The sequence below is a fragment of the Shinella sedimenti genome (genome assembly GCF_022601905.1).
Classification (GTDB): domain Bacteria; phylum Pseudomonadota; class Alphaproteobacteria; order Rhizobiales; family Rhizobiaceae; genus Shinella; species Shinella sedimenti.
Genome location: NZ_JAKVIN010000002.1, coordinates 439,058 through 451,889 on the forward strand (window position 1 = coordinate 439,058; position 12,832 = coordinate 451,889).

Genomic DNA, 12,832 nt, shown 5'->3' on the forward strand with positions numbered 1-12,832 from the left:
CGTCAGTCATTGCCGGCATAGCGCATGAGTCGCTCCATGTCGGGCACGCTGACATGGCGGTTGTTCTCGATGCGGATGACGTTTTCCTTGCGCAGCTTGGTGAACTGGCGGCTGACGGTCTCGATGGTCAGGCCGAGGAAATCGGCGATGTCGGCGCGCGAGAGCGGCAGGTCGAACACGGTGATCTCGATGTTCTCCGGATCGACATGGGTGGCGATAAGATAGAGGAAGCTTGCGACCTTTTCCTGCGCCGTCTTGCGGCCGAGCGTCAGCATCCAGTCGCGGGCCTCGTCCAGCTCCTTGAGCGCCTGGCGGTGCAGCTTGTGCTCCAGCTCCGGCGTTCTCTTGACGAGGCGGTCGAGTACCTTGCGCGGGAAATTGCAGACCTCGCTTTCGGTCGCGGCCTCGGCGGTGATGGCGCTTTCTTCGATAAAGGGGCGGCCCAGGAAATCCGGCGCGAATTGCAGGCCGACGATCTGCTGGCGGCCATCCGCCATCACCTTGGTCAGCTTCACCACACCCCGGATGATGTTGGAATAGTTCACCACCGTCTCACCCTGGCCGATCACTTCGGCGCCGCTGTCGAGGCGGTGGCGGGAGGAGTGCTTGTTGAGTTCGCAGAGTTGCTCCGGCGTCAGCACGCCGCAAACGCCGCCATGGCGTGCCTCGCAGGCGCGGCAGACGACGGGGATATCGGAATTGTGGATATCTTGGCGACGAACTTCCATGTCAATTTCCTTTGGCCCGATGCCCGGCGGCACAACGCTGCCGTGCTATCGCAAGGTGCCGCCAACATAAAGAGTGTCGCGCAGCGGCAAAATAGCGCTTTCTGACTATTGTCAAATCCTAGATCATCCAATCCGCTTTTCACTTGATCAAAATCAAATGGCGGGGGCCGTTTCGGGTTTATTTGCGTGATCATCAAGGAGATGATCATGCAGGATGCACTCGTAGAACGCCTTTCCGCGCCGGTTCCCCGCTACACGAGCTATCCGACGGCACCGCATTTCGATGAAAGCGTTGGGCCGGATACCTATGCAGAATGGCTCGCTGCGCTGGGGCCGACCAATCGGCTGTCGCTCTATGCCCACATCCCCTATTGCGACCGGCTCTGCTGGTTCTGCGCCTGCCACACCAAGCATACCCTGCGCTACGAGCCGGTGGAGGCTTATCTGAAAGGGCTGCATGCCGAGATCGCGACCGTCGGCGCGCGGGTTTCGCGCGCGGTGCCCGTGACGGCGCTGCATTTTGGTGGCGGTTCGCCCACCATGCTGCGGCCTGATGACCTTATGGCGCTGAAAGACTGCCTCACACGCCATTTCGCCTTCTCGCCGGAAGCCGAGATATCGGTGGAGATGGACCCGAACGATCTCGACGATGCGAGGCACGACGCGCTCGCCGCCATCGGCATGACGCGCGCAAGCCTCGGCATCCAGGATTTCGACCCCAAGGTTCAGAAGGCGATCAACCGCATCCAGACTTTCGAGCAGACGCGCGGCGTCGTGGAGGCTGCGCGGGCTCGCGGCGTGCGCTCCGTCAACTGCGACGTCCTGTACGGCCTGCCTTACCAGACGCTGGAGACCATGGCCGAGACGGTGCGGGCCGTGATTTCGCTTGCGCCCGATCGCATCGCGCTGTTCGGCTATGCGCATGTGCCCTGGATGAAGAAGCACCAGACGATGATCGACGAGGCCGCACTGCCCGGAATCGTTGCCCGCTTCGACCAGATGTCGATGGCGGCGCAGATGCTGGTTTCCGCCGGATACGAGGCGATCGGTATTGACCATTTCGCGCTTCCAGCCGAGCGGCTCGCGGTGTCCGCGCGGGAGGGCACGCTGCGTCGCAATTTCCAGGGTTATACGGACGACCGGGCGGATGCACTGATCGGGCTCGGTGCGTCGTCCATCGGCCAGCTGCCGCAGGGGTATATCCAGAACATGCCGGCGACGGGCGAATATCTGCGTCGCGTGGAGGAGGGCGGGCTTGCCGTGGTACGCGGCTATGTACTGACCGCGGAGGACCGCGCGCGCGCCTGGGTCATCGAGCGCGTCATGTGCGATTTCGGTTTCTCGCTGGCTGATCTTGCGGAGCGCTACCCGGCATTTGCCGCTGTCATTCGCGGGGAGGCAGGTCGTTTCGTCGCGACGGATCGCGACGGGCTGGCGGCGCTTGAAGGCGAGCGCTTCGTGCTGACGCCGTCCGGTCGGCCCTTTGCCCGCACGGTCGCAGCTGTTTTCGATGCGCATCTTGCAAGTGGCCGGGGACGGCACTCCATTGCCGTGTGAGGGGCTGTTGCCGCCGCAACACAGCCTTGCGGGGAATGCAGGTCCCTCATCAACCCCATTGGCAATCGCGTCGGTTTTCCATATAGGATCGCGCGACTATAGATTCATGAGGTATGGGCGTGACTGCTACATTCGACAAGGTTGCCGACATCATTGCTGAAACCAGCGAGATCGATCGCGAGACGATCACGCCGGAAAGCCACACGATCGACGATCTCGGCATCGACAGCCTCGATTTCCTCGACATCGTCTTTGCGATCGACAAGGAATTCGGCATCAAGATCCCGCTGGAACAGTGGACGCAGGAAGTCAATGAAGGCAAGGTTGCGACGGAAGAGTACTTCGTCCTGAAGAACCTTTGCGCGAAGATCGACGAACTGCGGGCCGCCAAGGCCTGATATGCGCCGCCCGGCCGCCTTTGCGGCGGTGATGTTCCGGACGAACCCGGCGCAGAGGGCTATCGGCCTGCCGTCTTCGGCAGGCCTTTCGATTTTCGGCAAAGGCTAATCCGATGCTGCTAGAATATTTCCAGATGATCGACCGGGTGGAAGCCGTCGATGCCGAGCGCCGTACCCTGAAGGCGCGCTCCGTCGTTCCATCCAATAGCCCGGTTTTTGAAGGCCACTTCCCCGGCATGCCGCTTGTTCCCGGCGTGCTCCTCATCGAGACCATGGCGCAGGCATCCGGCTTTCTTGTGCTGGGCGCATCCAACTTTGCTGCCATGCCCTTCCTAATGAGCGTGGACGGCGCGAAGATGCGAACCTTCGTCGAACCCGATGCGGTGCTCGACATCGAGGTCGTGCTGGAGCATGAGGGATCCGGTTACGCCGTGACGAAGGCGAAGATTTCGTCGGCAGGCAAGAAGGTGTGCGACACGCAGCTGAAGCTGCGCACCATGCCGTTTGCCGAGGTGCCGCTTGCCGATATCGTGCGCAGGCGCGCCGAAGAGGTGGGTTTGTTGGAGGCGCTCGCAGCGTCTGCTGAAGGGAAGTGAGTATGGCCAAGGCGAACAACGATGTTGTCATCACCGGCGTGGGTATCGTCACCTGTCACGGTGTCGGTGCCGAGGCGCATGTGCAGATCCTCGGCGCGGCCGCGGCGCCCGGGCTGAAGATCGAGACGGAGCGTTTTTCGCCCTATCCCGTCCATCCCATGCCGGAGATCGACTGGAACCAGCAGATCCCCAAGCGCGGCGATCAGCGCCAGATGGAAAACTGGCAGCGCCTCGGTGTCTTTGCCGCTGGCCTTGCGCTTGACGATGCCGGCTTCAAGGATGATGCGGACGCCTGCGGCACGATGGACATGATCGTGGCGGCCGGCGGTGGCGAACGCGACATCACGGTCGATTCGCTCATCGTCGACGAAGGCCTGAAACGCAACGACCGCGAACACCTGCTCAACGAGAAGCTGACGACCGAGCTGCGGCCGACGCTTTTCCTCGCGCAGCTTTCCAACCTGCTCGCGGGCAACATCTCCATCGTGCACAAGGTCACGGGCTCCTCGCGCACCTTCATGGGTGAGGAGGCGGCCGGCATCAGCGCCGTCGAGACGGCCTTCCACCGTATCCGCTCGGGCCAATCCACGCATACCCTGGTCGGCAGTGCGCTCGTGGCCGAGCGGCAGGATGTCATCCTGCTTTACGAAGCCATCGGCGCGCATGCGACGGGCGGCTGGACGCCACTGTGGTCGCGCGACGAGAAGGCCGGTGGCGGTATCATCACCGGTTCGGCGGCAGCCTTCCTCATTCTGGAATCGCGCGCCCATGCGCAAGCGCGTGGCGCGCGCATCTATGCGACGATCGACGCGATCGGCGGCGACCGCGGTTCGCGCGACGCGGGCCGCCTGGAAGCACGCCTTGAGCAACTGGCCGACGGCGCGAAGGCCGGGAGCGAGACCGTAGTCTTCTCCGGCGCTTCAGGTGCCCATGACGTTACGGCCCGCGAAAAGGCCTGGCTCGGCGCCCGCTTCGAAGGCAGTGCCGTGCGCGGTTACAGCGGCGTTATCGGGCAATCGCTCGAGGCGCAGTTCCCCCTGGGGCTGGCGCTCGCCGCTCTGACCCTCGGGGCCGGCATCACGGTCGCGCCCTTCGACACGACCGCCGAGACCGCCATGAGCGCACCCGCCGCAACTGCCGTCGTCACGACGGTCGGGCATTCGCGCGGCGAGGGCGTCGCAATCCTTTCCGCAGAGAAGTGAGGGTAGGGCCATGACGAAAGCCGCTTACAGGGATCATCTCGGTCGCCCCATTGTCGCCGTTACAGGCATGGGTGTCGTCACCTCGCTGGGGCAGGGCCTCACGGATAACTGGGCTGCGCTGACCGGCGGCGTTTCCGGTATCCACGCCATCACCCGCTTCCCGGTTGATGGGCTCAATACCCGCATTTCCGGCACGGTCGACTTCATCGACGTGCCTGTCGAAAACCCGGTCGAGCGCTCCTATGCCTATGCTCGCGAAACGACGGACGAGGCGCTGGCGCAAGCTGGCCTTTCCGGCGATTTCGGAGGCCCGCTCTTTCTGGCCGCCCCACCCATCGAGCCCGACTGGCGCGACCGCTTTGCGCTCGCCGACCGTGCGCCGGCCTCGCAGCGCCCGGGCGACGCCTATGACCGCTTCCTGTCCGTCTTGCGTGACAATCCCAGCCCCGCGCTGCACGAGGCGTGGGCCTTCGGCTCGATCTCAGAGCGCCTTTCCGACCGGTACGGCACGCGCGGGCTGCCGGTAACGCTTTCGACCGCCTGCGCTTCCGGCGCGACCGCGATTCAGCTCGGCGTCGAGGCGATCCGTCAGGGCCGCACGGAGCGCGCGCTGACCGTCGGCACCGATGGCTCGGTAACCGCCGAGGCGCTCATCCGCTTTGCGCTTCTGTCCGCGCTGTCGACGCAGAATGACCCGCCGACCAAGGCTTCCAAGCCGTTCAGCAAGGACCGCGACGGTTTCGTCATCGCAGAAGGGGCCGCAACGCTCGTGCTGGAATCGCTGGAATCAGCCATTGCCCGCGGCGCCAAGGTGCTCGGCATCCTCAAGGGCTGCGGCGAGAAGGCCGATCACTTCCACCGCACGCGCTCATCGCCGGACGGTGGTCCCGCCATCGCGACGATCCGTGCGGCGCTGGAAGATGCAGGCATCGACGAGAGCGGTATCGGCTATATCAATGCCCATGGCACCTCGACGCCGGAAAACGACAAGATGGAGTATCTCTCCATGTCGACAGTCTTCGGCGAGCGGCTGGCGGGCATTGCGGTGTCGTCAAACAAGTCGATGATCGGCCACACGCTGACGGCGGCCGGCGCGGTCGAGGCGGTGTTCTCGATCCAGACCATGCTGACCGGCACGCTGCCACCCACCATCAACTACACGAACCCCGATCCGACGATCCTTCTGGATGTCGTGCCGAACGTGAAGCGCGATGCGCAAGTTACGGCGGTTCTCTCCAACTCCTTCGGCTTCGGCGGCCAGAACGCCAGCCTCGTGATGACGGCCGAACCGGCCTGACAGGAAAATTGACCATGCGTGCCCTGCAGCTTCTCGACGACCGCAAGCTCGAAATCACCGACATCCCGGAACCGGATGCGCCCGGCCCGGGCGAGGTGACGTTGCGCGTCAAGGCCGTCGCCCTCAACCATATCGATGTCTGGGGCTGGCGCGGCATGGCGTTTGCCAAGCGCAAGATGCCGCTGGTCATCGGCGCGGAAGCCGCCGGTGTCGTCGAAACGCTCGGTCCGGGTGTTTCGAACGTGCTGCCTGGCCAGCTTGTCTCCATTTACGGCGCGCGCACCTGCGGCCTCTGCAAACCCTGCCGCGAGAAGCGTGACAATCTCTGCGAACATGTCGGCGGCGTGCATGGCTTCCATCTCGACGGCTTCGCGCAGGAAAAGGTGAACCTTCCCGCTCGCCTGCTCGTGCCGGCACCGCCCGGTATCGATGCGGTCGCGGCCGCACTTGCGCCCGTCACCTTCGGTACGGTCGAACACATGCTGTTCGACAATGCCAAGCTCCAGCCCGGTGAGACGATCCTCGTGCATGCCGGCGGCTCGGGCATCGGTACGGCGGCGATCCAGCTTGCCAAGAAGACCGGCTGCACCGTCATCACCACGGTCGGCTCGAACGACAAGATCGAGAAGGCGAAGGCACTGGGTGCCGATCACGTCATCAATTACCGCGAAGACCGCTTCGAGGGTGTCGTGCGCAAGCTGACGAAGAAGAAGGGTGTCGACGTCGTCTTCGAACATGTCGGCAAGGACACCTGGGCGGGCTCCATGCTCTGCATGAAGCGCGGCGGCCGCCTCGTCACCTGCGGCTCCACCTCGGGCGTTTCCACCGACATGAACCTGATGATGCTCTTCCAGCAGCAACTGAAGCTGCTCGGCTCCTTCGGCTGCCGAATGGAGAACATGGCGGATGCCATGCAGAAGATGGCCCGCGGCATCGTGCATCCGGTCATCGACACGGAAGTCACCTTCGACGGCATCGCAACGGCGCTGGAGCGCATGGAATCGCGCCAGATCTTCGGCAAGATCGTCCTCAAGCTGGACTGATTGCCGTGAAGATGATCATCACCCGCCTTGTTCTGGCGCTCAGGAACACGAAGCAATGGCTGGAGGCGCAGTTCGCCTTCGGCCTGCTCAACCTCCTGAAGCTGCTGCCGGCGGATGGTGCGATCAACTTCGCCGACCGGGTCGCGCGCTGGATTGGTCCCAAGACGAAGCGCCACAGGCTGACGCTGACCAATCTGCGCAACGCCTTTCCGGAAAAGACGGATGAGGACATCCAGGCGATCGCGCTCGACGCCTGGGGCAATATGGGCCGTCTTGCAGCGGAATATGTCTTCCTCGACAAGCTGTTCGATTTCGATCCGGCACGCAGCACGCCCGGACGTGTCGAGGTATCCGGCATCCCGATCTTTCTTGATCTGCGCGACAATCCGCGCCCCTTCATCGTCTTTACCGCTCATACCGGCAATTTTGAGCTGCTGCCGGTCGCCGGTGCTGCCTTCGGGCTTGACGTTACGGTGCTGTTCCGTCCGCCGAACAACCCGTACATCGCCGACAAGGTTTTCGAATTCCGCCGTGCCCGCATGGGCGGTCTGGTGCCGTCCCATGCGGGTTCTTCCTTCACGCTGGCGCGCAAGCTGGAAGCCGGCCAGCCGGTGGGCGTGCTCGTCGACCAGAAATTCACACGGGGCCTGCCGACGCAATTCTTCGGTCGCCCGGTGCAGACCAACCCGTTGCTCGCCAAGCTCGTCCGCCAGTTCAATTGCGAGGTTTACCCGGCGCGCTCCATCCGGCTTCCCGGCAATCGCTACCGTCTGGAGATCGAGCCGGCGATGAGCATTCCGCGCAAGCCGAACGGTGCGGTCGATGTCGATGCGACGGCGCAGATGTTGAACGACAAGGTGGAGCAGTGGGTGCGCGAGTATCCGGGCCAATGGCTCTGGTATCATGACCGCTGGAATATCAAGCACAGTCTTATTACTTGAAGGCTTATTATCTTTTATTGGCGCTCTGCTTTTACGTACGTACTTCATCCCGTTTTATCCGACGTTCGTCAAATTTGGGGTTTGACATCTTTCCCGACGCTGTTACCATTTTGCTAATGTAAGCGCTTTGAACAGCGATTTCAGGGAGGTGTCAGGCAAAAGAGGGATCCTGTTCTCAATAGTATGAATAATGTGGATGGGTAATTGCTGTAGTTCTCAGCAATTTTGGGGAGCATGCATTGAAAGCTCTTGTAGAGTTGTTTTGGTTTAAGTATTCGCAACTACAGTATGCTGTAAGGACCGGAGACGAGAAGCTCGTTTCCATGCTGGACAGGGAAATAGAGCCGGCGCTTGCTGCCGTGCTTCAGAAGGACGCGCAGAATGTCGGCGACCTTCGCTGCCAGTTCCAGTTCGTGCTGGATCTCCTGCGCGAGGATGCAGACGACAGGGCCTGCGTGCTCCGGCAGGCACAAACTCTCAAGATTTTGCTCGACAGGTATTTCGGTGCGCAAGAGGCGGAAGGTCCGCTTTCCATTCCGGCGATAGACGTCGTGCGCCCGAGCGCGGTGTCGCGCGTCACGGAAGACGGCCTGCTGAACGAGGCGATTCTCGACAGCTTGCCGGACCGCGTCGCCGTCATCACCACAGATTACCGCTACATCTATTCCAACTCGCTCAATGCCAGCCGCTTCAGCGAGAAGCCGATCGATCTCGTGGGGCGTCACATCGTGGAATTCATCGGCCTTCAGCGTTTCGAATCGCGTGTGAAGCGGCATCTCGACCGCTGTTTTGGCGGTGAATTGGTGGAATATGACTATATCTCCAGCGGGCGTGGCAGCGCCGTCACCCGTTGCCGCATGACGCCGTGCCTATCGGCGGCGGGCGATGTGATCGGCGCCATCCTCGTTCTGCAGGACTTCCAGGAATCCTCCCGCGACCCGATGGCGGCTTGATCCCTATGAAGCGAGCGGCCCGCGCAGCATGAACTGCTGCTCGAAGGCGATATGGCGCCGGATCGATTCGAAGAAGCCGCGCAGCATATAGCCTGCCGCTTCCGCGTTGACCCCGGCGTCACCGCTGCCGAGCCGCGTCAGCGTGTCGGTCAGTTCCTCGGCAAAACACTCGTCTTCGACATGCTCGAATTTCAGCCTGGCGATGGCTTCGGTCAGTTCGCCGTCGTGCGCGCGCAGTTTCTCCAGCAGGGGAAACAGCGTCTCCTCCTCATAGCGATGCACGCCATTGACCAGCGGAATCAATGATTTGGCGGCGTACATGCATTTCTGCCGGTTGATGTTGGCCGGCAGGCTGTCGGCAATGTCTTCCAGCGCTTCGCAAAGCGCGAGCTGCGCGTCGTGGGCTTTTTTCAACCAGTCGAGCGAAACGGCTTCCATCGGGCGGTCCGAAAGCAGCCGGGCAATACCAGTGTAGTCCGTCATCTCATGCGTCCTCGTTGGGGGGATGCCACGCGTCGCAGGGCGGGGCTGCGTCAACCTGTCCTTTGATGACCCCGGCTTCCGTTCTGCGCCTTGATCCATGTCAAGGATGCTGGCGTGCGCATCTGCAAAGGCTCATCCGAGCGCAAAGGCCGATTCCGCGTGGGAACGGCTCATGCGGGACATTCGAGAGTTGGGGGATGCCAACGATGAAATACACAACGGAAACAATCGTCCTTGCCGTGGGCGCGTTCCTCGCGCTGCTTGGCGCGGCGTTTGCCCAGGACAAGCTCTTCGGGGCCCATATGTGGGTCCTCTTCTTCGTGCTCCTGGCGGGCACGGTTTTCATGATCCGGCGCATTTCCTTCGCGCCGGCCAAGGTCGCAGCGTCGTCCGACGACGGCGGTTATTTCGATGAGGTCGTGAAATACGGCGTCATCGCCACCGTGTTCTGGGGCGTCGTCGGCTTCCTGGTCGGCGTCGTGGTGGCGCTGCAGCTGGCCTTTCCCGATCTCAACATCGAGCCGTGGCTGAACTTCGGCCGCACGCGGCCGCTGCATACCTCGGCGGTGATCTTCGCCTTCGGCGGCAACGCGCTGATCGCGACGTCGTTCTATGTGGTTCAGCGCACCTCGCGCGCGCGCCTCTTCGGCGGCAATCTCGGCTGGTTCGTGTTCTGGGGCTATCAGCTCTTCATCATCATGGCGGCCACCGGCTATCTGCTCGGCATCACGCAGGGCAGGGAATATGCCGAGCCGGAATGGTATGTCGATCTGTGGCTTACCGTGGTCTGGGTGGCCTACCTCGTCGCCTTCCTCGGCACGATCATGACCCGCAAGGAACCCCACATCTACGTGGCCAACTGGTTCTTCCTGTCGTTCATCGTGACGGTGGCCATGCTGCATATCGTCAACAACCTGGCGATCCCGGTCTCGTTCCTGGGCGTGAAGAGCTACTCGGCCTTCTCGGGCGTGCAGGATGCGCTGACGCAGTGGTGGTACGGCCATAACGCGGTGGGCTTCTTCCTGACGGCCGGCTTCCTGGGCATGATGTACTACTTCATCCCGAAGCAGGTGAACCGTCCGGTCTATTCCTACCGTCTGTCGATCATTCACTTCTGGGCCCTGATCTTCATGTACATCTGGGCCGGCCCGCACCACCTGCACTATACGGCTCTGCCGGACTGGGCGCAGACGCTGGGCATGGTCTTCTCAATCATGCTGTGGATGCCCTCGTGGGGTGGCATGATCAACGGCCTGATGACGCTCTCGGGCGCCTGGGACAAGATCCGAACCGACCCGATCGTGCGCATGATGGTCATGGCCGTCGCCTTCTACGGCATGGCGACCTTCGAAGGCCCGATGATGTCGATCAAGTCGGTCAACTCGCTCAGCCACTATACGGACTGGACCATTGGTCACGTGCATTCGGGCGCGCTCGGCTGGAATGGCCTCATCACCTTCGGCGCGGTCTACTTCCTCGTTCCGAAGCTGTGGAAGCGCGAACGGCTGTACTCGATCCGCATGGTCAACTGGCACTTCTGGCTCGCCACCCTCGGCATCGTCGTCTACGCGGCGGTCATGTGGGTCGCCGGCATCCAGCAGGGCCTGATGTGGCGCGAATACGATGAGCAGGGCTTCCTGGTCTACTCGTTCGCCGAAACCGTAGCCGCGATGTTCCCCTATTACGTACTGCGCGCCGTCGGCGGCGGGCTGTTCCTCTTAGGCGCGCTCATCATGGCCTACAACGTGACCATGACAATCCTCGGCTACCAGCGTGACGAAGCCCCGATTCCGGGTGCTGCACCCGCGCTCCAGCCGGCCGAATAGGAGGGGACACCATGTCCATTCTTGACAAACACGCGATCCTCGAACGCAACGCGACCCTTCTTCTCGTCGGCTCGTTTCTGGTCGTCACCATCGGCGGCATCGTCGAGATCGCCCCGCTGTTCTACCTCGAGAATACCATCGAGAAAGTAGAAGGCATGCGGCCTTATTCGCCGCTCGAACTGGCGGGCCGTGACATCTATGTCCGCGAAGGCTGCTACGTCTGTCACAGCCAGATGATCCGCCCGTTCCGTGACGAGGTGGAGCGCTACGGGCACTATTCGCTGGCGGCGGAGTCGATGTACGACCACCCGTTCCAGTGGGGCTCGAAGCGCACGGGGCCGGACCTTGCCCGCGTCGGCGATCGCTATTCGAACGAGTGGCACGTCCAGCATCTGATCGAGCCGCGCTCCGTCGTGCCGGAATCGGTGATGCCGAGCTACGCCTTCCTGAAGGAGACTCCTCTGGAGGTGAAGAACATCACCCTGCATCTGGAGGCCAACCGAAAGGTAGGCGTGCCCTATACGGACGAGATGATCGCCAACGCAGCGGCCGATATCAAGGCACAGGCGGACCCGAATGCGGATACGTCGGGCCTCGAGGCGCGCTATCCGAAGGCAAAGATCGGCGACTTCGACGGCGATCCCGCCAAGCTCACCGAAATGGATGCGCTCGTCGCCTATCTGCAAATGCTCGGCACGCTGGTGGACTTCTCCACCTATGACGATGCCAGCGGTTACCGCTGAGGAGGCCGACCATGGAAACCTATACCGCCATGCGCCACTTCGCCGACAGCTGGGGCCTTCTGGCCATGACGCTGTTCTTTCTGGCCGTCGTCGCCTTCACATTCCGCCCCGGCGCCCGCAAAGCCGCCGAACGGGCCGCTGAAATCCCTCTCAAGGAGGACTGATCATGGCCGAGAAACATATTGACGAAATCTCGGGCGTCGAAACCACCGGCCACGAATGGGACGGTATCCGTGAACTGAACAATCCGATGCCGCGCTGGTGGGTCTGGACGTTCTACATCACGATCGTCTGGGCGATCGGTTACACGATCGCCTTTCCGGCATGGCCGCTGGTCAGCGACGCGACCAAGGGCGTTCTCGGCTGGTCGAGCCGCGCCAACATCGCGACCGACCTCGCTGAGGCCAAGCAGGCTCAGTCCGCCTTCGTCGACCGCATCGCCAGCTCGTCGCTGCAAGAGATCATGGCCGACCCGCAGCTGTCGCAGTTCGCTATCGCGGGCGGTGCGTCTGCCTTCAAGGTCAACTGTGCGCAATGCCATGGCTCCGGCGCTGCCGGCGCTGCCGGCTTCCCTAACCTCAACGACGACGACTGGATCTGGGGTGGTTCGGTGGACGACATCTACCAGACCATCGCCCATGGTATCCGTAACCCCGGCGACGACGACACGCGCACGTCGGAAATGCCGGCCTATGGAGAAATCCTTGAACCTGTGCAGATCAAGCAGGTCGCGGCCTATGTCGTCAGCCTGACGGGCACGCCGTCGGATGCAAGCCTCGTCGAGCCGGGCAAGCAGATCTTCGCGGATAACTGCGCAGCCTGCCACGGCGATGACGCCAAGGGAAACCGGGAGTTCGGTGCGCCAAACCTCGCGGATGCCATCTGGCTGAAGGGTGAGGGCGAGGCTGCCATCGCCGCACAGGTCCGCTCGCCCAAGCATGGCGTGATGCCGAGCTGGCTGCCGCGCCTTGGCGATGCCTCGGTCAAGCAGCTTGCCATCTTCGTCCACTCGCTGGGTGGCGGCGAGTAAGCCGAGACCAACGACAAACGAGAGAAGCAAAAGGC

14 protein-coding genes are annotated in these 12,832 nt (G+C 62.4%); 12 read left to right on the forward strand and 2 right to left on the reverse strand.

Features of this window, described 5'->3' with window-relative positions:
- Window positions 1-2: 2 nt before the first annotated feature.
- Entirely contained in the window at window positions 3-728 is a 726-nt protein-coding gene (locus MKI86_RS06250) for a Crp/Fnr family transcriptional regulator (protein WP_241598730.1), read from the reverse strand.
- A 207-nt stretch (window positions 729-935) separates the two neighbouring features.
- Here MKI86_RS06250 and hemN point away from each other — a divergent pair, with 207 nt between their 5' ends.
- The 8 genes from hemN (at window position 936) to MKI86_RS06290 (ending at window position 8,715) form a co-directional block, all read left to right on the forward strand.
- Window positions 936-2,285, forward strand: coding sequence for an oxygen-independent coproporphyrinogen III oxidase (hemN, locus tag MKI86_RS06255; protein WP_241598739.1), 1,350 nt, complete (start codon window positions 936-938; stop codon window positions 2,283-2,285).
- Between the two features lie 113 nt (window positions 2,286-2,398).
- A complete protein-coding gene (locus MKI86_RS06260; RefSeq protein ID WP_134650064.1) occupies window positions 2,399-2,683 on the forward strand; it encodes an acyl carrier protein in 285 nt (94 codons plus the stop codon).
- 113 nt (window positions 2,684-2,796) lie between these two features.
- On the forward strand, window positions 2,797-3,279 hold the full coding sequence (locus tag MKI86_RS06265; protein ID WP_241598741.1) for a 3-hydroxyacyl-ACP dehydratase FabZ family protein: 483 nt from the start codon (window positions 2,797-2,799) through the stop codon (window positions 3,277-3,279).
- A gap of 2 nt (window positions 3,280-3,281) precedes the next feature.
- Complete coding sequence (locus tag MKI86_RS06270; RefSeq protein ID WP_241598743.1) at window positions 3,282-4,481, forward strand: beta-ketoacyl-ACP synthase; 1,200 nt, start codon at window positions 3,282-3,284, stop codon at window positions 4,479-4,481.
- 10 nt (window positions 4,482-4,491) lie between these two features.
- Window positions 4,492-5,778 carry a beta-ketoacyl-ACP synthase gene (locus MKI86_RS06275; RefSeq protein ID WP_241598745.1) on the forward strand — a complete coding sequence of 429 codons (1,287 nt, stop codon included), beginning with the start codon at window positions 4,492-4,494 and terminating at the stop codon, window positions 5,776-5,778.
- 14 nt (window positions 5,779-5,792) lie between these two features.
- On the forward strand, window positions 5,793-6,821 hold the full coding sequence (locus MKI86_RS06280; protein WP_241598746.1) for a zinc-binding dehydrogenase: 1,029 nt from the start codon (window positions 5,793-5,795) through the stop codon (window positions 6,819-6,821).
- Window positions 6,822-6,832: 11 nt separating this feature from the next.
- Window positions 6,833-7,762, forward strand: coding sequence for a lipid A biosynthesis lauroyl acyltransferase (locus tag MKI86_RS06285; protein ID WP_241599285.1), 930 nt, complete (start codon window positions 6,833-6,835; stop codon window positions 7,760-7,762).
- 323 nt (window positions 7,763-8,085) lie between these two features.
- Window positions 8,086-8,715, forward strand: a complete 630-nt coding sequence (locus MKI86_RS06290) for a PAS domain-containing protein (RefSeq protein ID WP_241598747.1) — start codon at window positions 8,086-8,088, stop codon at window positions 8,713-8,715.
- Window positions 8,716-8,718: 3 nt separating this feature from the next.
- Here MKI86_RS06290 and MKI86_RS06295 read toward each other — a convergent pair whose 3' ends face one another.
- A complete protein-coding gene (locus MKI86_RS06295; RefSeq protein ID WP_241598748.1) occupies window positions 8,719-9,198 on the reverse strand; it encodes a hemerythrin domain-containing protein in 480 nt (159 codons plus the stop codon).
- A gap of 206 nt (window positions 9,199-9,404) precedes the next feature.
- On the opposite strand from MKI86_RS06295, the gene ccoN reads away from it, so the two are divergent.
- From ccoN to ccoP, 4 genes are read left to right on the forward strand one after another with little or no spacing between them, the layout of a single operon-like run.
- Window positions 9,405-11,024, forward strand: coding sequence for a cytochrome-c oxidase, cbb3-type subunit I (ccoN, locus tag MKI86_RS06300; RefSeq protein ID WP_241598749.1), 1,620 nt, complete (start codon window positions 9,405-9,407; stop codon window positions 11,022-11,024).
- An 11-nt stretch (window positions 11,025-11,035) separates the two neighbouring features.
- Window positions 11,036-11,767 carry a cytochrome-c oxidase, cbb3-type subunit II gene (gene ccoO, locus MKI86_RS06305; RefSeq protein WP_241598750.1) on the forward strand — a complete coding sequence of 244 codons (732 nt, stop codon included), beginning with the start codon at window positions 11,036-11,038 and terminating at the stop codon, window positions 11,765-11,767.
- A gap of 11 nt (window positions 11,768-11,778) precedes the next feature.
- A complete protein-coding gene (locus tag MKI86_RS06310) occupies window positions 11,779-11,931 on the forward strand; it encodes a cbb3-type cytochrome c oxidase subunit 3 (protein ID WP_241598751.1) in 153 nt (50 codons plus the stop codon).
- Between the two features lie 2 nt (window positions 11,932-11,933).
- Entirely contained in the window at window positions 11,934-12,797 is an 864-nt protein-coding gene (gene ccoP / locus MKI86_RS06315; RefSeq protein WP_241598753.1) for a cytochrome-c oxidase, cbb3-type subunit III, read from the forward strand.
- The last annotated feature ends 35 nt before the right edge of the window (window positions 12,798-12,832 follow it).